We start from the raw sequence: 19,311 nt of genomic DNA on the forward strand, positions 1-19,311 counted from the left end.
GTCAGTTAAGCAGACATTAGAAAAATGTAGTAAAAATGAGTGTATGCCAATACGCTCATTTTTTTTATGACTTTATCTGAAAATTTAGATTGCACCCTTCAACATTCTTTGCCTTCACTCAGCCATTTCAGTGAACTCATTGATTTAAACTGGATTAAAGAAAGCCTACATCAAACAGGTAAGGCTTCTATCAGGAGAAGAAAATTACCTGCCGAACATGTGGTATGGCTGGTAATTGGGCTTGCCCTATTTCGAGATCAACCGATCGGGTATGTCGTAGAGCAACTAAAACTTGTGTTTGGTACAACAGAATATTGTGTCCCCAGTGCAGCAGTGCAAGCACGACAACGTTTAGGACGAGAGCCCTTGAATACCTTGTTTTCTCTACTCAGCCAAGCCTGGTTTGAAGAATCCCAACAGCAATACTCAAACTTTCATGGCCTTAGTGTATGTGCTGTTGACGGGGTGGTTTGGTCTATGCCTTATACAGACGAGAATTTTGAACACTTTGGCTCATCTAAGGGTAAAACCGCTGCAGCCCCTTATCCACAAGTGAGAGCAACCTGCCTGGTAAATACCAGCACCCATGAAATCATTGATGCCCAAATAGGTAGCATGGATCAGGGTGAACTTACACTGGCAAATCGATTATGTCCTCCATCGCATAGTATTACCTTGTTTGATCGAGCCTATTTCTCTGCTGATTTCTTGATTGACTGGCAAACACGAGTAGAAGCCAGTCATTGGTTAATGAGAGCAAAAGATAATTTACGCTATGAGATCATTAAACGTAATTCCCCGCATGACTTTCAAATCAAAATGCCTCTTTCAGCTAGAGCCAGGAAGCTAAATCCATCATTAGGAGAATATTGGGAAGCGCGTTTGATTGAAGTTGAGCAGGCAGGGAAAATTAGACGTTATATCACTTCATTAATGGATTCAAAGGCATATCCACTGATAGGCTTGGCGAAGCTTTATGCCCAGCGCTGGGAAATAGAAATGTGTTACCGAGAAATCAAAAGTGATTTACAGGAAGGTAAGCATTTGAGGAGCAAGCAACCTGATTTAATTTATCAAGAATTATGGGGGGTCTTCATTGCCTATAATATTCTAAGAAGACAAATGAAACATATGGCTCAACGTGCAAAAGTCAGTCCTTTGAGAATCAGCTTTCATATTGCCTCTATCAGCATCCTGAATATATTAAGATTTGATTCTTTAGACTCCGCAGGGAATTTACCTAAACATCTAGAAAGTTTACTGGAGAAATCGAGGAGGTATGTTTTGCCTGAGAGAAGGGTTAGAAGTTGCCCACGAGTTGTGAAAGGAAAACCGCAGAAATACCCAAGAAAATGCCAGTCAATTTCTTAACTGACTGGCATTACTCATATAGAGAGGTTTTTTTAATTTTCAAACTCGATTAACGATTGTTTTCATCGTCTGAAGAGTCTTCAAATTTAGTATCGTTGTCAAAGCCAGCGCCTTGACCGCCAAAGCCTGCACCTTGACCACCGAAGCCGCCTTGACCACCGAAGCCAGCGCCTTGACCACCGAAGCCACCTTGACCACCGAAGCCAGCGCCTTGACCGCCGAAGCCGCCTTGACCACCGAAACCGCCGCCTTGACCGCCGAAGCCGCCTTGACCACCGAAGCCGCCAGTGCCTTGACCGCCACCAAAGCCACCTGCAGCACCTTGACCACCGAAGCCTGCACCTTGTGGACCAGCAGGCGCGCCAGCAGGACGTGGATTACGTGCAGGCACTACAGTTGAAATTGCATGCTTATAAACCATTTGGCTTACTGTATTTTTTAATAAAACCACGTATTGGTCAAAAGATTCGATATGACCTTGTAATTTAATACCGTTTACCAGGAAGATAGATACTGGGATACGTTCCTTACGGAGAGAATTCAAGAATGGATCCTGTAAAGTTTGACCTTTAGACATGTTATAACTCCAAAAAAAATTAAAAATCAGCGCAAAAACTATCTCTATTTTTCAATTAAAAATTATAAAAAAGATAGTCCCTAAATTTTGCTTTATCCGTGACAGTTTCGCAAGTCTTCTTGAGCCTGCTGTAGCGTAAAATATGTTGTAAATTTATGCTTTTCTTGCAAAGACCTTAACCACGTATATTGACGTTTTGCAAGTTGTCGTGTCGCAAATAAAGCTTTATCCTCCATTTCCCGTTGCTTTTCCTTGGTTTTATCAGCATTTTTTAAGAATTCTATAGCCTGACGATAACCCACAGAACGCATGGAAGGTAAATTTTCATTAAAATCGTATTTTTCAATTAAATTCACAACTTCATTTAAAAAACCGCTTTTCCACATAATTTCCAGACGTTGTTCAATACGCCCATGTAATTCTAACCGATCTGGCATCAGCGCATAATTATGGAAACTGTAACGATATGGTAAGTTTTTAGGTTGTTCTGCCTGTAGTTTTGTAATCGGCTCACCAGTCAATTTAAAAACTTCCAAGGCACGAATAATGCGCTGCTTGTCGCTGACCTTGAATTTTTCACCGGCAATCGGATCAACTGCACATAATTCTGCATAAACAGCCTCCCAGCCTTCCTGCTCACCCTTGGCTTCGATCTCAGCTCGAATAGCATAGTCTGCACTTGGTAGGTTATCTGACAAGCCTTCAAGCAAGGCCTTAAAATACAGCATGGTTCCGCCAACCAGAATTGGGGTTTTACCACGCGCATGGATATCATCAATCAGGCGGCAAGCATCTTCGACAAAGTTGGCTGCAGAATACACTTCAAGTGGACTGATAATATCAATCAGATGATGCGGATAGCGCGCCAGCTCCTCTTTAGAGGGCTTGGCTGTACCAATGTCCATTTCCCGATAAACCAGCGCAGAATCGACCGAAATCAGCTCAAATTTTCCTTGCTCATACAGCTCACATGCCAAAGCGGTTTTACCACTTGCAGTTGGCCCCATTAAATTGATGACCGGCAATTGATTGGACATGTAAAACTACTCTCCTCGAGCAAAAAGTTTATCTAGTTGAGCCAATGGAAAGGCGCGCCAAGTCGGACGGCCATGATTACATTGACTGGCAAATTCGGTTTGCTCCATCTGACGCAGCAAGGCATTCATCTCAGACAAGCTTAAAATACGATGTGCACGCACTGCACCATGACAGGCCATGCCTGCCAGAATCTGGTCACGCTTCTGCAATAGACTTTGTGCCTGATCACCCGGATCTAAATCATTCAATAATTCAGGAATCAGGGCATCGAAATCGGCCTTGTGCAGAATAGCCGGTACACCACGTACGATGACTTGCTCATCACCATACTGATCGATTTCCAGACCCAAACGTGCTAGTTGCTCCTTAAGTTCTTCTACCCGCATCGCCTGCATCCGGCTAATGTTTACGACCTTTGGAATCAGCAGTTGCTGTGACGTCCAGAATTCAGGCTTATCCCAAGCCGATTTCATTTGCTGCAAAACGATACGTTCATGTGCTGCATGCATATCAACAATAATCAGACCTTCGGTATTTTGCGCCAGAATATAGATACCATGTAACTGGGCAATGGCAATGCCCAATGGATGCTCATCGACTTTAGACTTTACATATGTCTGAAAAGACTGAGCAGGATTAAGGGTTTCAGTTTCTGAACTCTCTCTCAGCGGAGCTAAATAACTTTGCAAGGCATTATTCAGCTGCTGTGAACCTGCATAGGATGCACTGTAGTCTCGAGCATAATTCACAGCTTGTGGATGTGAAGAAGCAAAATCGGTCGGCACATCAGAAGCTTCGTTTTCATCTGCAGTAGATATCGTTCTAGCTACCTGTTGCTGCGAATGCGCAGCCTGATGCAGGCTAAACTGCTCCTGATAGCGTGGTTGTGGCGCCACAAAATTAGGCTGTTGATCCTGTTTCATCGCCTCGGCCAGATCCGCAGTCGCAGTCTGGAATTGTGCCAGCGTTTCCTTGGCATAATGCCGCACAAACTCATGTACTTCACGTTGATTCAGGAAGCGAATTTCATGCTTGGTCGGATGGACGTTAACATCGATATTTTCAGGATCAACTTCCAAAAACAGTAAATAGGCCGCATGCTGATGACCATGCAAAATACCGTCATAGGCCATACGCAAGGCATGAGAAATAGTTTTGTCTTTGACAATCCGGCCATTTACATAGACATATTGTAGATCCGCCTGTGCACGCGCATCTGAAGGATGGCCGAGCCAGCCAGATAAACGCATGTTGATACTGTCTGCATCCATCCAGTAGGCATTTTCAGTAAACTGGCGGCCAAGCAATTGCTGTACCCGCTGAAAACGCAAAGCGCCGCTATCCGCCACGGGTAAATTCAGTTTGATGCTTTCATTATGTTCTAGCACAAAACGGATATCAAAATGCGTCAGTGCCATACGGCGCACAATTTCTTCGATATGACCAAATTCAGTGCCCGGTTTTTTCAGGAATTTACGCCGTGCAGGCACATTAAAAAACAAATCCTGAACCCGGATATGCGTCCCTTTTGAGGCCGCAACAGCCTGAATTTCCTGATGATCAAAAGCCGTGCCATTGACTTCGACCTGATAACCGATGCCCTCGTCACTTTGACTGCTGATCATGGTCAGGCGTGAAACTGCTGCTATCGACGCCAGTGCTTCGCCACGAAAGCCCAGACTGCTAATCGCATACAGCTCATCAGCACTCTGGATTTTGCTGGTGGCATGACGCATCACGGCCAGCGGCAAATCCTCATGATGAATTCCGCGTCCATTGTCGATGATTTCAATTAAAGTACTGCCGCCCTGTTCGACCCGAATGATCAGCTCTGTCGCCCCCGCATCAATCGAGTTTTCCAGTAACTCCTTGACCACAGAAGCCGGACGTTCAATCACCTCACCTGCGGCAATCTGGTTGGCAAGTGCAGGATCAAGGGCACGAATACGGCGCAGACTTAAATCATTCGACATGTGAAAATTGACGCTCCAGAGCCTCTCGTAAAGCAAGATTCGATGAAATCAGGCTTGCAGTACGGGTAAGTTCATCTTCAGATTTTAAAATTTCAATAATCAGGTCAGCTTGCGGAATTTCATCACCACCTTTAGATGGCCATTCAAATAAAAATAGCGCATTCGGTGTTTCCAGGTAATCCCGGATGCCCATCAGTTCCAGTTCATACGGATCATTCAGACGATACAAGTCAAAATGAAAAATATCCTGACCATTAATTTGATAGGGTTCGACCAGTGTATAAGTTGGACTTTTCACTGAACCTTTATGACCCAGCTGTTGCAAATAATAACGTGTTAACGTCGTTTTTCCTGCCCCTAGGTCACCAATCAGATACACGACCCCCGCAGGGAAATTCTCCGCCAGAACCTTGGCTAGTTTTTGGGTATCGTCTTCATGATTTAAAGTGACATTAAATGAATAAGGCATATTACTCACGACATGATGCAAAAGAATAAATATGATAGCATCGCCACGCTTTAAAAGCCTATTCACCCGTGTGAGAAACTGTATTTTTTCACAGCATCTGTTCCTTAAGAGGTTAATCTGCCTGCCATGCAACCAACTGTTGAATTTAACCCGCCCATGCTCAATGGGGTCAGTGCCAGTAAAGTATTTTTGCCAGCCAGTCCGGATGCGTCCCTGACAGTTTTTGCTTATTTATGCACACAATTCGCGCATATCACAGCAGATGAATGGCAGTCCCGTTTCAACGAAGGTCTGGTCTATGATGCTCAGGGCAATCAATTAACCACAGAAAGTCCATTTCAGGCTAATAGCCATTGTTACTATTATCGCTTTTTGGCACATGAAGTGCATGTTCCTTTTCAACATCAGATTTTATTTGAAAATGAGCATTTCATGGTGGTCGATAAACCGCATTTTTTGACTATGAGTCCGACCGGACAATATGTGCAGGAAACGCTATTGGTTCGGCTTAAAAAACAAACCGGCAATGAGCATTTAACGCCCATTCACCGGCTGGATCGTGAAACGGCAGGTGTGGTCCTGATTTCCAAATGCGTGGAATCGCGTGGAATCTATCAGCAGATGTTTGCCACACGTCAGGTTCAGAAAACCTATCATGCGATTGCGGCCTATCACCCTGATTTAAAATTTCCATTGATCACGCGATTAAGAATGGAAAAGGGACAGCCCTTTTATACCATGCACGTGCTAGACGGAACGCCGAATAGCGAGACGGTGATTGACCTGCTGGAACATAATACAGAATGGGCTAAATATGAGCTGAAACCGCATACTGGCAAACAACATCAATTACGGGTGCATTTGAATCATCTGGGTATTCCGATCCGTCATGATCCCTTTTATCCACAGGTAGCACACAAGGCGGAAGATGATTTTTATGCACCTTTAAGTTTATTGGCCAAACATATTCAATTCATCGATCCGATCACGCAGAAAAGCTTAAATTTCAGCTCGCAACTTGAATTGACACTGTAAATCGCTTGTCATTACAGATTATTTTCTAAAATCGGTCGCTTTAAGATTGAATTTCAAACGTAATTGATTAGAATAAAGGCGAAAAGTTAAGTAATTTAAAGCTTTAAAAATATTATGAGAAAAACTGAAGTTTATCAAATTCGCTTGGACTCGCAAGAGAAGAAACAAGCCTTTGCGGTATTTAAGCAATTGGGGATTACGCCAGCTCAGGCCGTACGTCTTTTTTTCAAGCAGGTGGTGATTACCAAATCGATCCCCTTCTCGATTGAAAACCAGAATATCAATCTGGAACAACTGATCCGCTTGCGCAAGCTGAAACAAAATGAAGCTAAAACCGAGCAAAATGCACTTTCCAGTTCTGCCCTGAATCTGCTGGATGATCAGGAGATCCAGCTGGATGATGATCATCTTGATTTATTTGAAGAACTGAATGCCATTTTGGGTGAAAGCGACAAAATTTAACATTGTTGCATTTCCGAACAATTTCTAAAGCCTGCCACTCATAAACTTCGCTATGCTTGATGCTGATAATCAATAAAAAATTAGCATGGAGTATGCAATGCTTGTACGACGCGCCCAGTCAGCAGACCTGAATCAGCTGGCGGTATTATTTGATGAATATCGACAGTTTTATGGTACGTCTTCCAATCCTGAACTCTCTTACCAATTTTTAAAACAGCGTTTTGAAGATGGGCAGACTGTTATTTTTATCAATACCAAAGATGATACATTTACCGGCTTTATTATCCTGTATCTGGGTTTTTCTTCGGTGGCCTGCTCGACCTATTATATTCTGGATGATGTCTATATCACGCCGGTTTTTCGGCGTCAGGGCGCAGCCAAACAACTGATTGATACCGCGATTTTATTTGCCAAACATGAACAAACCTTAAGAATCACCCTAGAAACCCAAAAGAATAATTATCAATCGCATAAAGTGTATGAATCCATGGGATTTATCAAGGATGATGAATTTCAGACCTATCACTGTTTCCTGAAATAAGTCCTAATCTTTTTCATCACATTTCAAGCGAATAAAAAATTTATTATTCTGAGCGGAATTTGGCCTGTGCCACCTGTTCAGCATTTAAATACAGCCATTCTCCTTCAGCCAGTTCAGGCAAGGCCAAAGCACCAATCTGTGCACGATGTAGCTGTTCCACTTTATTGCCTACGGCAGCTAGCATGCGCTTCACCTGATGATAGACGCCTTGATGAATGGTCATTTGTAGACGATTTTCAGCCAATCGAGTCACTTCAGTAGCTGCAAAAATTCCTTTTTCATTTCTCAATTCAACACCCTGTTCTAGTTGCTGAATCTGTTCATCCGTGACTGGATCTGCAGTTTGCATCTGATAAACTTTGGCGACATGCTTTTTCGGATGGGTGAGCGCTTGCAGGAACTGTCCATCATCGGTCAGGAGTAGCAGTCCGGTGGTATCCTGATCCAGACGGCCTACACACTGAATCCCCCGATTCAGCAGAATGTCATCAAACAGATCAAACACACTAAAATGATGCGTCGCCTGATGCGAACACTCGTAGCCTTGTGGCTTATTTAATGCGATATAGACTTTTTCCCGATAGGTATGACTTTTCCCATAAACCTCGAAATTTAAGTTATTCAAATCCAGTTTATGTTTAGGATTGTCAATCACTTCATCTTGAATTGAAACAGCACCATTTTTAATCAGTTGCTGACAATGCTTGCGGGAGCCGAAACCTTGTGACTGCAACATTTTTTCCAATAGCATCTGTTTATACCTGTATCGAGTGAAGACCTGTGCATTCTATCCTGAAACAGTCCTGAATTTGGTTTCTTCCGCTGTTTTCTAGGTATCATGCGTTGAAAAGCTCTACAATAGCTTTATTTTTCATTCTTTCTCTCCCGCTTATGTCGCAACTTGATCTGAATCTGATTGTTCTTTTGGTTTTACTGGCTTGCGGTATTTTCAGTCACAATAGTGCCGTCACCATTGCTGCAGCGGTGTTAATCGTTTTAAAAATCACGCCTCTCAGCAGTTTATTACCCTATGTACAGGCGCACGGTTTAAATATCGGGATTATTATTCTGACCATTGGTGTTCTGACACCAATTGCCAGTGGCAAAATTTCAGGGGAAAGTACTCTCAAATCTTTCCTGAGCTGGAAGTCTTTGCTGGCAATTGCGATTGGGGTCTTTGTCGCTTGGCTGGGAGGACGTGGAGTGAAGCTGATGTCCAATCAGCCAGATGTAGTGGCCGGACTGTTATTAGGCACAGTAGCAGGTGTAGCAGTATTACGCGGTGTTCCAGTCGGTCCTTTAATTGCGGCTGGGATTTTATCCTTATTGATTAGTACACAATAATGTTCAAATCATCAGCGCCCTTCACCAGTATGCAATGATTTCTCAAGAAGAATCACATGACCGGAAATATGCAGATCACCCCTTGATTATCTTGCGCTAAGCTTTAAAGCAGTGCTTCAGGCTTGCTCAGAAGATACTACCGAATCAACAGAATACTTTATTAATCCAATCTTTCAAAACTGAGATAAAGGAAAGTGCATGATCTTTAAAAGTGGTAATCCGATAAAATTTGAAACCCAATAAATGACACCTACCAGTCTAATCTTTCAAAGCATAGACCAAACTTTCTATCATCTCACCATTTTCCAAATATACTTTAACCGGAATACGCTGATATTCATCGCCTTCAAATGCATCCAGTTCATCCCAATATTGGGGAAGATTCTCGGATATGAATACATAACCCGGAACAGTCTCACCCGAATCACTAAGCTGAATACCCGGGCTACCCAGCTCAGCACCCCAACCACGCTGCTGCAAATGCCCACGAATATAACCGGCTTTCCAGCTTCCTTCAATCCGCTCCATGACAGGGGCATTGGGTTGCTGCGGACGAAGCGTGCCGTATACGAATAAACTGTGCATCTTAAGAACTCTTAAACATCATTTTGATGATTATTCTACAAATAGTAGAGCCAAACGCACCTGGTCATAAGCCATTTTAGGTGTAGTGAGTTCCACAATCGGACGCAGCTTAATAGAACCGTCATCATTAAAATGTTCCGAGTTTTGACGCTTGGTCAGGCGTTTATAAATCTTGCGCACCTGCTCCACCACTTCCTCACCCGGATGCGCCAGCGAGATATCTAGTCCTTGCTCTTTATGCAAACGCCCCAAATGATTAATGATGGTTGCCGGGGTCAAACCACGTTCAGTCGCGATATCGGCAATTTCATAACCTTCTTCAAACAGTTCACGCGTTTCGTCTAGCGTTGCAGTGGCATAGCTTTGTTTTCCAGCATTCTTGGAAATTTTCTTCTCATTGCGCTGAATTTCAACTTCATTCAAAGTCCCGCCACAATGTCGGATAAAGGCCTTATGCTGTGCCGTCAAATCGACATTTTCAAAATTCGCTTCAGCCTCATCAGAAAGTTCCTGAAAACGGCGATCGGCTTTAATCGCCAGACTATCAAGTTCCAAAGCCTGTTCATTAAAGCCTTTTAAACGTAAGCCATTTAAGCTTTTTAAACGGGACAACGCGACATAGCCCTGTCCTTTTTCAAAGGTATGACTCAGATCAATTTCAGCGGCTTCCAGGGTCATGCCTTGTGATTTATGAATGGTAATCGCCCAAGCCAGACGCAATGGAATCTGCTGGAAACTGGCAATGGTTTTACCGGCCTCATTGTCTACCGACCAGGTTTCAGGCTCAACGACCAGTGTCGTGCCATCAGTCAGTTTGACTTTAGGCAGCACACCATATTCATCATCTTCTTCAAAACTGATCACTTCGCCCAGACTGCCATTGATATAACCCATATCAAAGTTGTTTTTCACAAACATGACTTTGGCATGTTTTTTCAGGGTTAAGGCTTCAGGCGCTCGCACTGACGATTTTAAAGTCTCGATCAGCTTTTCATTGCCATCACACTGCGCATCAAACTGACGCGGATCATTGTCAATTTCATTCAGATGTTTAAAGTTAATACTGTCCACATCCATATTATGCGTATACAGGCGCGTATAGGTCTCGCCGATTTCTTGATGTCGGGTGGCCTGTAAAGCCGTGCGATGTTCATGGCTAATCGCCTGCGCACGGATCGCATTCAGAATGTCATTCAGATAATCATTGCCCTGACGATGCTGCTCGGTCAGGTAACAGACACGAAACTTGGCTTCGACCCAAGCATCCGACATAAAGCAGAATTTGTCGCGGTTGCGCTCATCATTTTTACCGACTGGCGGTAACTGGAAAAAGTCCCCTGCTACAATCACCTGAATACCACCAAAGGCTTCATCACTTTCTTTGAAATATTTCAGTACCTGATTGACCAGATTCAGTTGCTTGGCATGCAGCATTGAAATTTCGTCAATAATCAGGACTTGCGCATTTTCCAGATGTTCTTTTAAGTATTTGCGCTCTTTCATCCGCTTTAAGTCTTCTTCAGACAAAAAGTCTTTAATGCCAATGCCTGCCCAAGTATGAATGGTCATACCGTTCATGTGTGTGGCTGCAATACCGGTCGATGCGGTAATCGCGACGGCGACCTTACGTGCCTTTAAATAATTAATATATTGATTCAGCGTATAGGTTTTTCCTGCACCGGCAGAACCGGTTAAAAAGACATTTTCTCCTGCTTTGAGTAACTTAAGGGCAGTTTCCTGTTTCATAAGAGCAATACCGTAAAAGAACGGCTATAGCCTAACGATTTTTAGCGGAAAAGTTAAGCGTCATGGAGGAAAACAAGCTGTATTGAACTGTCAGGCCTGCAAGTTGAGCCAGTTAATAAAATGCATGGCGATATTACTGTATTCAGCTTCTGCTTTCTGGTTATTCGGATATTCCAGCTGATCAAAAATCACCTGTCCATTCACTAATTGACACCCCAAGATCAAGGGTAGGCGCACAGCAGGATGAGACATACGAAAGGCCACATACTGCCCTTCCAAAATTTGCTGAGCATAGCTTGCCGCCAGACAGTTCCTGAAAATTTTAGATTCCTCTAAAATCCGATCCAAAGTTTTAAGTTCTTCAAAACGCCAGTTGAAATACAGTAAAAATGAAACCTGAGTGATTGGTGTCCAGTTCACCAGTGCGAACTGTTTTTTCAGCTTGGCGATCATTTCCTGCTTTTGAACCTGATCATGCCAGACGACCGCCTGATTAAACAAACTGGTCCAGCTCAGATTTTTCGGTATTTCTGTATGGCTGGAAAAATACTCTACCAGATAGTCACGCACATAACTGTCAAATAGCGACTCACGTACATGCCCGCTTTGCAAATAAAACAGCTGCCTGAACTCAGTAAAAGGAATGCGATAGCGGTGCAGAACATTATAGAAATCACGATTCTGCTGGCTTTGAGGCTGAATATACACCAGAACCTCATCGGGTAAATGCGCCGTAATTTTATATAAATGCTGCATATAAGCCTGCATCATCCGGCTCAAGTTCAGATAAACCTTTTTAGTCAGCTGATCATCCATTTTAACCACATTGCGCAGCAGCTCCATCCATTCGTCCAGATACAGAATTGAAGGGCTAATCGCAATCCGCTGATCCTCAATCGATTGGCGTGTGCCTTTTAATACCACCGCCTGATTATACTGATGCTGAAACCAGTCATGCTGGATTGCATATTCATGCATGCTATGAATAAACAGTCGCGCCGAGACATATTGAAAATATTGCAAAGTCGCCAAAATAATCTGGGGATGAATATGATGGCTGTCTACAAAACTTAAGGCAGTTACTGCAACGCGTACACTGCTATGCTGGATATTATTACTGATCCAGTCCAGTACCTCGGCCGGTTGCTTGAAGATCCAGTTCACGGCACGATGACAATCAAATAGTGGCAATCGGGCTACTTTTTTCTGCCATAAATACGGATGATTTTCCAGGAAATTCCGTTTGGATAATAAATCATCCCGATGCCACACGTCCCGGTTCATCAATCGGACAAAACCGAGCAAATTACTTTGCTCCTCAGCATGCCGATATAGCAAACAGATATCATCAGTATGATCATTCAATTCATGCAGATTAAAGCGCTCTTCAAAAGACAGCGACATAATCCGGAACAGTGCCGGAGGCAAAAACTGTGCGGCGCTAAAATAGAACTCATCCAGACTGTCCATCAATGACTGGATCGACAGGAATTCATCCTGCTGTAGACACTCCAAAGAAAAAGCCTGTTGCAAGCTTTCAAGAATCTGCTGTGGAATCTCTTGTTCAGCCTGAATAAAGTTTTGCATGACAGGTGCTGTATACAACCCGGCCTTGATCAGCTGCTGGTCGATAATCTCAGCTTGAACAATCGACATTTGCTGCAAAAATTCGGACACCCGTTCCAGGCCATTAACCCACGCATAAACCTGAGCCAGGATAAGCTGACGTAACTGTTTGGCTTTGTCGCGTAAATACAGCGAATGCTGTGGTTTTAAATCGCCAGTCAGGAAATAGATATCCTGTAAAAAGAATTCCTCCAGGGCTTCTGCCTTACATTGCTGAAAATAAAAATGACTGTCAACCAAAGCAGGTGCAGCTCCAGAGTCTAGTGCATAGGGAGTATGAAACTGGATATAAAACAGACCATCCAGCAATTCAATCCGGCACTGATCCTGCTGAATTTTTATTAAATTTTGTGCATTCAGATGACCAATTATTGCCATCTGATCAAGATAAAGCTGGTTCAGCTCTGGAGAAATCCGTAAACATTGTTGTGCCAATAACCTTAAAGATGCTACCAAGCTTTCCTGTTCCATACGTACACCTCGGTCATCTTAGAATCATCTTATTTTTATATTGGATCATGCTGAGTCCTTGATCGCCAATCAGTGAACACTTAAAAATACATTATGGCATCACTTGCACTATAAAACCGTCCATGCATCCTCATTGCTAAAAATAGAACATTTCAATAGATCATAGCCTAGATTTTACAGGAAGAATTTTTCTTTTTTAGTCTTGCTGACGTAGCGCCTTAAGCTCGGCCAAGCCGGTATAAATATGTTGCTGCAAGCTGTGTCGAAATGCAATCAGCTCTTCCTGAGTCTGAACCTGAGCAATCGATTGTCGCGGCATAAACTGAAAATAAAATGGCAGGCGTTTTGGGAATAATCGTTTAGGCAAAGATGGAATCACATCGCCCTGACGTAATAATTTATTGAGTTGTGGTACTTTGAGGAGTTTTTGAAAATATTTATGCTGGATGATCTTATTGGCATCAAAGCCAATCTCATAGACTTCATCCCCACCAAGCGCAGCAAAAGGGACAATATCATAGTTGAATTCCTGAGCCAGCTTTAAAAATCCGTAGCGTTGCTTCCAGATCAGTTGATACTGTTCACCCTGACGTTTGAGTACTTCGCGTCCACCTCCCGGAAAGACCAGAATAGAATAACCCTGCTGCATCACAGCACGTACATAATGCTGGATGCCATCAACTGCCCCAAACTTCTTCACGGCTTCACGCCATAACGGTACATAAAAATGGCTATGATCCGCAATACTGACCACAGCCACCTTATGTTCGTTATAGAGATAATCAATCAGCATCGGCGAATCAAAGATGCCGTACATGGAATGATTACCGACATACATTGCAGGCCGACTGGCATCAATATATTCAGCCCCTAAAAAGGTAGGGGTAAAATATAATTTGGATAAGCCACTTAAGCGTCTAATCCATTGCCCATCATGTTTGACCTGCAAGCTGTCTGCTCCTTATCTACTCCGGACTATGCCACGCGCTTTTGGACCAGAATCGAACCCACCGAATAACCGGCACCAAATGAACACAATACACCGTATTCACCATCTTCAACTTCATGTGCAGTACGGTGCAAGGCAATGATCACCCCGGCAGAAGAAGTGTTGGCAAACTCATTCAGAATGATCGGTACCAGACCAGGTTTGGCATTTTCTTTGCCGACGACCAGTTTCAGGATTAGTTCATTCATGCTGGCATTGGCCTGGTGTAACCAGAAGCGTTTAACACCTGTCGGCTCAATCTGATTCTTTTCCAGTTGCGCAGTAATCATTTTCGCAACCAGTGGACAGACTTCTTTAAATACCTTACGACCATCCTGACGGAAACGCTTGTCGTCAATGTCAGCATTTTCAGAGGTATTCAAGAAACCGAAGTTATTGCGGATGTTATTCGAGAACTGGGTAAACAACTCAGAATCCAGAATTTCAAAACCGGTTTTGCTGTCGGTATTTTCAATAATTGAAGCGGTTGCCACATCACCAAAAATAAAGTGACAGTCACGTGAACGGAAATCGGTATGTGCAGAGGTAATTTCCACATTCACTAATAACACACGGCGCGCGCCTGCTTTGATCGCATCATAAGCCTGTTTCAGACCAAATGTTGCTGCAGAACACGCCACGTTCATGTCATAGGCATAACCTTTGATGCCTAGAGCGGTCTGAATCTCGATCGCCACAGCAGGATAAGCACGTTGCAAATTCGAACATGACAAGATCACGATATCAATGTCTTCGGCAGTCACACCGGCATTTTCCATCGCCTGCTTGGCTGCGATTACACCCCATTCTGCCTGCAGTGAAATTTCATCATCTGCACGTTCACGTAAATTTGGACGTAAGCGTTTTGGATCAAGAATACCTGATTTTTCTACGACATAACGGCGTTGTACGCCAGATGCTTTTTCAATAAAGTCTGCGCTAGAACCACGACGTGCTTCCACTTCGCCTGCAGCGATTTTGTCAGCATTTTCGTGATTAAACAGTTCCACATAAGCATTTAAACTTTCAACTAATTCTTCATTGGTGATGACATGTTCCGGATGGAATAAGCCAGTACCCGTAATGCGGATGCCCATGTAAAATTCCTTATCTGAATTACCTATATCTTAACTGATTCCAAGACGATCCCATACTTTTTGCAAGCGAGTTGGAGACACGGGTGCTTTTGTTTTCATCGGTTGTGAAAACAATGAGATTCTTAACTCCTCGACCATGAAATATAATTCTTTCAGACGAGGGTCATCTTTAAACTGAAATAATTTTTCCATCCATTGATCAATTTGGTCAATGGCGGAATTGTCCCTTTGTAGATTATTGGGCAAGCGCTCCAAACGTAAGATCAAAGCTTTTAAATAACGTGGAAATTCAACCCAGACATCAGAAGGTTTACGATAAACAAAATCAGAAAGACTCATTAAATCAAGCTGATCTTCAATATCATTGATATTTTTTTCAAACACAGAATGGTCTAAAACCAATAATTTCCGGCGGATTTCCTGCCACTGGATATAAATATCCGTGATCTCTTTCAGGGAAATTTGGCCATAAGTTAGGAAAGATTTTTTTACATCTTCAACCAGCTTTTGGAACTCTTGCGCATTGACAGGAAGCTCATTAATGGACATGTGTATTGTGGCATAAACTAACATTTGTTCCAGTTGTGCCTTATCACCGAGTGGTGAATAAGCCAGCGCCAGAGGTTTGGAAATCTGTTTTTTCAACTGACGAGTCAAGTCTCCGAGTTGCATATGCACCAGTCGGATCACCCCTTCACGATGTTTTTTGACCGCTTCAGCCTGATCATTGAAAGTCTGAATCACTACACCCGATTCATCTTTCTGCTCTAGGGCAGCAAAAGCTTTGGTTGGAACCAGCGCCTGATATTGCTTGACCACGACACCGGTGACTTTTTGCGAGGCTTCAAATACAAAGCTTTCTGGGAAGGTTTTAAATTCACCTTTAAGCTGTTTGACCGGACTATGCGTTTCAGTCCGGCAGCGCGCTTTCAGCTCAGCAAGATCACGCCCTTGTTCAATGACACGGCCTTTTTCATCAGTAACTTTAATAAAAGGCAACAGATACTGATCGACCCGGTCAAAGCTGAAATCTTTCTCCGTGATTTGATCGCCTCGCAACTGGAATGCCAAGAAACTAAAAATATGTTTCTGTAAATCCTGCGCATCTACTTTTGCTATGAGTTTTTGTGCAGTATCCGGAATCGGCACCAGATTACGGCGCTTATCCTTCGGCAAAGCTTTTAGCAATGCTTCAATCAGATCCAGACGCCAACCCGGAATCCCCCATGACCAGATACCTTCATCGACCTGGGCCAAGGCTTGCAGGGGAATTTTAACTGTCGCGCCATCTTCATCATGACTCGGGTCAAAACGATAGGTTGCAGCCAGACGCAGGCTACCATTGTGCAAATAGTCCGGAAATTGTTGTGTCGTCGGCCGGTCATTCAGCCATAGCGCATCATCATCGACAAATAAATAACGCGGATTCTGAGGCTCAACCGTGGCACGCCAGTCTTCAAAAGTACGACGGCTGGCCACTTCAGGCGGCACTTTCGAGGCATAGAACTGGTAAATGGTTTCTTCATCAACCACCAGATCACGACGGCGTAATTTGTCTTCTACTCGCTCGACTTCTTCCAGTTTAAGCAAGTTATGCTTTAAAAATGGTGGAGTAATGCCTAAATGCCCAGTGGTTAAAGCATCCCGCAAGAAAATTTCATGCGCGGCCGCCTGATCTACTTTTTCATAATTGATTGGGCGTTTCGGCTCAATAATCAGACCAAATAATGAAATCTGATCATAGGCATTCACCACACCAGCTTTTTTCGACCAGTGCGGTTCAAAATAATGATGCTTGAGCAGGTCACGCGCGGCCAGCAGAATCCATTCCGGCTCAATCTTGGCTAGGGTACGCAAATACACCTGGGAAGTCTCGACCATTTCAAAGGCCATCACCCACGGCGTATTGGTCTTGTGCAAGGTAGAAGCTGGGAAAATCCGTGCTTTTTGCTGACGCACCGCCATAAAAACATTACGCTCATCGGTCTTGTTGGCGATAAATGATAAGAGACCGGTCAACAAGGCACGGTGCAGATTCTCATAACTGGCTTTATTTTCATTAAATGACAGTTTTAAACCCTTAGCCAAATCCACCAGCTGCTCATGAGTTTTCTTCCATTCACGTAAACGCAGCCAGCTCAGGAAGTGATTACGCGCAAAAGTACGGCGCTTATTTTCACTCATGCTTTCGCGATTATTGTGTAGCGTTTCCCAAAGCTTGATATAGAACAGGAAATCAGAATCGGCTTCACGGAATAGTGCATGTTTCTGATCCGCCTGCATCTGCTTGTCCGCAGGGCGTTCACGCGGGTCCTGAACTGCAAGTGCGGCCACAATCACCAGCACTTCATTCAGCACGCCAAAATGTGCACCACCAAGAATCATGCGGGCCAGACGTGGATCGATCGGCATTTTCGCCATTTGCTGACCGATCTTGGTTAAGCCACGGCTTTGAAGTCTCCCTTTCTCGAAGGGTGAGGCGTTATGCGACGCAAGAGAGGGATTTGCTTGATCATCTTCAGTTTTAGGAGAATTTTTCTCAGCCATTGCCCCCAGTTCAATGAGGAGCTTGCGGCCATCATTGACCAAACGATGATCTGGTGGTTCGATGAAATCAAAATCTTCGAGTGAACCCAAGCTCAGACTTTGCATCTGCAAAATTACAGATGCCAGGTTGGTTCGCTTTATTTCTGGTTCGGTAAACTCAGGACGGCTCAGGAAGTCTTCCTCAGAATACAGACGTATACAGACACCCGGCGCAATACGACCACAACGACCTTTACGCTGGTTCGCGGCTGCCTGAGAAACGGCTTCAATTGGTAGACGTTGCACCCGTGAACGATAGTTATAACGCGAAATACGGGCAAAACCGCTATCAATCACATACCGGATATTCGGAACGGTTAAAGCTGTTTCTGCTACGTTGGTGGCAATAATAATGCGTCGCCCGCCACCAGAAGGATTAAAGATTTTCTGCTGTTCGGCCAGCGCCAGACGCGCATATAAAGTTAATACTTCCGTATGGCGTGGCCCATGTTTGATCAGGGTTTCCTGTAACTCGCGAATTTCCTGCTCGGTACTGGCAAAAATCAGGATATCGGCATGTTCGGGATGACCTTTTTCCTGTGCATCCTGAAAGCATTCTTCGACTGCTTTGACCACAGCGCGAGGCAGGTTTTCTTCAAAATCATCAAACTCATCATCATCACTACCGCCAATGCTCATTTCCGAGATCGGGCGATAACGCAGCTCTACCGGGAAGCTGCGGCCTTCCACTTCAAAAATTGGTGCACCATTAAAGTAACTGCTAAAACGGTTTACATCCAGGGTTGCTGAAGTAATGATGACTTTCAGATCGGGACGACGTGGCAATAGCTGCTTCAGATAACCCATAATGAAGTCGATATTCAGCGAACGTTCATGCGCTTCATCAATAATAATCGTGTCATATTTGGTCAGGTATCGGTCATGCGTCAGTTCGGCCAGTAAAATACCGTCTGTCATCAAACGCACAATTGAGTCTTGTGAACCCTGTTCCGTAAAACGTACTTTAAAGGAAATTGATTCACCGAGTTTTTCGCCAACTTCTTCGGCAATACGCTGTGATACGCTGCGGGCTGCCAGTCGACGCGGCTGGGTATGTCCGATCATTCCGGTCAGGCCACGTCCAGCCAGCATAGCAATTTGCGGTAACTGGGTGGTTTTACCAGAACCGGTTTCACCAGCTACAATAATAACCTGATGCTTTTGAATCGCGGTAATCAGCTTGTCAGCATACTGGGTTACCGGCAGATCCTGATTTAGCTTGATGTTCGGAAGACGCTCAAGCCGTTGCCGTACTTTCAGATTGGATTTTTCAAATAATTCCTGATACTGCTTAGCATCTGCGTCTTTCCCTTTTTTCAGTCGATTTAAACGGTGACGGTCACGCGCCATTATCCATTGATCTACATTTAAATGACTCTGCACAGAGAAAACACCCACATCA

Annotated in this window: 16 protein-coding genes; 5 read left to right on the top strand and 11 right to left on the bottom strand. The window is 43.9% G+C overall.

All coding sequences use genetic code 11. The annotated features are described in order from the left end of the window. Positions 1–66 precede the first annotated feature (66 nt). On the top strand, positions 67–1,371 hold the full coding sequence (locus F891_RS09495; protein ID WP_005104965.1) for an IS4 family transposase: 1,305 nt from the start codon (positions 67–69) through the stop codon (positions 1,369–1,371). A 49-nt stretch (positions 1,372–1,420) separates the two neighbouring features. On the opposite strand, the gene hfq is transcribed toward F891_RS09495, so the two are convergent. From hfq to tsaE, 4 genes are all read right to left on the bottom strand, one after another. Further along, on the bottom strand, positions 1,421–1,948 hold the full coding sequence (hfq, locus tag F891_RS09500) for an RNA chaperone Hfq (RefSeq protein WP_005252256.1): 528 nt from the start codon (positions 1,946–1,948) through the stop codon (positions 1,421–1,423). A gap of 92 nt (positions 1,949–2,040) precedes the next feature. Beyond that, entirely contained in the window at positions 2,041–2,985 is a 945-nt protein-coding gene (miaA, locus tag F891_RS09505; RefSeq protein ID WP_005252258.1) for a tRNA (adenosine(37)-N6)-dimethylallyltransferase MiaA, read from the bottom strand. Between the two features lie 6 nt (positions 2,986–2,991). Continuing rightward, positions 2,992–4,959, bottom strand: coding sequence for a DNA mismatch repair endonuclease MutL (mutL, locus tag F891_RS09510; RefSeq protein ID WP_005263356.1), 1,968 nt, complete (start codon positions 4,957–4,959; stop codon positions 2,992–2,994). Beyond that, the gene (gene tsaE / locus F891_RS09515) at positions 4,949–5,428 is read right to left on the bottom strand and encodes a tRNA (adenosine(37)-N6)-threonylcarbamoyltransferase complex ATPase subunit type 1 TsaE (RefSeq protein ID WP_004645485.1); all 480 of its coding nucleotides are present in this window, start codon (positions 5,426–5,428) and stop codon (positions 4,949–4,951) included. Before tsaE ends, mutL begins: the two co-directional genes overlap by 11 nt. Before the next feature lie 126 nt (positions 5,429–5,554). Between tsaE and F891_RS09520 the strand changes: the two genes are divergently transcribed. From F891_RS09520 to F891_RS09530, 3 genes are all read left to right on the top strand, one after another. Beyond that, positions 5,555–6,463, top strand: coding sequence for a pseudouridine synthase (locus tag F891_RS09520; protein ID WP_005103488.1), 909 nt, complete (start codon positions 5,555–5,557; stop codon positions 6,461–6,463). A gap of 114 nt (positions 6,464–6,577) precedes the next feature. After that, positions 6,578–6,925 carry a type II toxin-antitoxin system RelB/DinJ family antitoxin gene (locus F891_RS09525; protein WP_004645487.1) on the top strand — a complete coding sequence of 116 codons (348 nt, stop codon included), beginning with the start codon at positions 6,578–6,580 and terminating at the stop codon, positions 6,923–6,925. A gap of 97 nt (positions 6,926–7,022) precedes the next feature. After that, a complete protein-coding gene (locus tag F891_RS09530) occupies positions 7,023–7,466 on the top strand; it encodes a GNAT family N-acetyltransferase (RefSeq protein WP_005103489.1) in 444 nt (147 codons plus the stop codon). A gap of 43 nt (positions 7,467–7,509) precedes the next feature. On the opposite strand, the gene F891_RS09535 is transcribed toward F891_RS09530, so the two are convergent. Continuing rightward, positions 7,510–8,217: a pseudouridine synthase gene (locus tag F891_RS09535; RefSeq protein ID WP_005103491.1), complete on the bottom strand. Its 708-nt coding sequence runs from the start codon at positions 8,215–8,217 to the stop codon at positions 7,510–7,512. 140 nt (positions 8,218–8,357) lie between these two features. Between F891_RS09535 and F891_RS09540 the strand changes: the two genes are divergently transcribed. Continuing rightward, a complete protein-coding gene (locus F891_RS09540; protein ID WP_005103492.1) occupies positions 8,358–8,810 on the top strand; it encodes a DUF441 domain-containing protein in 453 nt (150 codons plus the stop codon). A gap of 258 nt (positions 8,811–9,068) precedes the next feature. Here F891_RS09540 and F891_RS09545 read toward each other — a convergent pair whose 3' ends face one another. From F891_RS09545 to hrpA, 6 genes are all read right to left on the bottom strand, one after another. After that, complete coding sequence (locus tag F891_RS09545) at positions 9,069–9,395, bottom strand: gamma-glutamylcyclotransferase family protein (protein ID WP_005103494.1); 327 nt, start codon at positions 9,393–9,395, stop codon at positions 9,069–9,071. Positions 9,396–9,425: 30 nt separating this feature from the next. Next, positions 9,426–11,141 (bottom strand): AAA family ATPase, encoded by a 1,716-nt coding sequence (locus tag F891_RS09550; protein ID WP_004645492.1) that lies wholly within the window; start codon positions 11,139–11,141, stop codon positions 9,426–9,428. 90 nt (positions 11,142–11,231) lie between these two features. Further along, a complete protein-coding gene (locus tag F891_RS09555; RefSeq protein WP_005103496.1) occupies positions 11,232–13,238 on the bottom strand; it encodes a hypothetical protein in 2,007 nt (668 codons plus the stop codon). Positions 13,239–13,434: 196 nt separating this feature from the next. Then, complete coding sequence (locus F891_RS09560; protein WP_005103497.1) at positions 13,435–14,187, bottom strand: 1-acyl-sn-glycerol-3-phosphate acyltransferase; 753 nt, start codon at positions 14,185–14,187, stop codon at positions 13,435–13,437. A 26-nt stretch (positions 14,188–14,213) separates the two neighbouring features. Further along, complete coding sequence (locus F891_RS09565; RefSeq protein WP_004278914.1) at positions 14,214–15,323, bottom strand: beta-ketoacyl-ACP synthase III; 1,110 nt, start codon at positions 15,321–15,323, stop codon at positions 14,214–14,216. A gap of 30 nt (positions 15,324–15,353) precedes the next feature. Then, positions 15,354–19,292, bottom strand: coding sequence for an ATP-dependent RNA helicase HrpA (gene hrpA / locus F891_RS09570; RefSeq protein ID WP_171065635.1), 3,939 nt, complete (start codon positions 19,290–19,292; stop codon positions 15,354–15,356). Between the last annotated feature and the right edge of the window lie 19 nt (positions 19,293–19,311).

Origin of the sequence: Acinetobacter sp. CIP 101966, assembly GCF_000369725.1 — a bacterium.
In the GTDB taxonomy this organism is placed as follows: Bacteria; Pseudomonadota; Gammaproteobacteria; order Pseudomonadales; family Moraxellaceae; genus Acinetobacter; species Acinetobacter lwoffii_Q.

Bases quoted from the DNA above. Each gene is read 5' to 3' on its own strand.
- F891_RS09525 (WP_004645487.1), top strand. From the start codon at position 6,578: ATGAGAAAAACTGAAGTTTATCAAATTCGCTTGGACTCGCAAGAGAAG.
- F891_RS09555 (WP_005103496.1), bottom strand. From the start codon at position 13,238: ATGGAACAGGAAAGCTTGGTAGCATCTTTAAGGTTATTGGCACAACAA.
- hfq (WP_005252256.1), bottom strand. From the start codon at position 1,948: ATGTCTAAAGGTCAAACTTTACAGGATCCATTCTTGAATTCTCTCCGT.
- mutL (WP_005263356.1), bottom strand. From the start codon at position 4,959: ATGTCGAATGATTTAAGTCTGCGCCGTATTCGTGCCCTTGATCCTGCA.
- F891_RS09540 (WP_005103492.1), top strand. From the start codon at position 8,358: ATGTCGCAACTTGATCTGAATCTGATTGTTCTTTTGGTTTTACTGGCT.
- F891_RS09535 (WP_005103491.1), bottom strand. From the start codon at position 8,217: ATGCTATTGGAAAAAATGTTGCAGTCACAAGGTTTCGGCTCCCGCAAG.
- F891_RS09565 (WP_004278914.1), bottom strand. From the start codon at position 15,323: ATGGGCATCCGCATTACGGGTACTGGCTTATTCCATCCGGAACATGTC.
- F891_RS09550 (WP_004645492.1), bottom strand. From the start codon at position 11,141: ATGAAACAGGAAACTGCCCTTAAGTTACTCAAAGCAGGAGAAAATGTC.
- F891_RS09495 (WP_005104965.1), top strand. From the start codon at position 67: ATGACTTTATCTGAAAATTTAGATTGCACCCTTCAACATTCTTTGCCT.
- F891_RS09545 (WP_005103494.1), bottom strand. From the start codon at position 9,395: ATGCACAGTTTATTCGTATACGGCACGCTTCGTCCGCAGCAACCCAAT.
- F891_RS09520 (WP_005103488.1), top strand. From the start codon at position 5,555: ATGCAACCAACTGTTGAATTTAACCCGCCCATGCTCAATGGGGTCAGT.
- tsaE (WP_004645485.1), bottom strand. From the start codon at position 5,428: ATGCCTTATTCATTTAATGTCACTTTAAATCATGAAGACGATACCCAA.
- miaA (WP_005252258.1), bottom strand. From the start codon at position 2,985: ATGTCCAATCAATTGCCGGTCATCAATTTAATGGGGCCAACTGCAAGT.
- F891_RS09530 (WP_005103489.1), top strand. From the start codon at position 7,023: ATGCTTGTACGACGCGCCCAGTCAGCAGACCTGAATCAGCTGGCGGTA.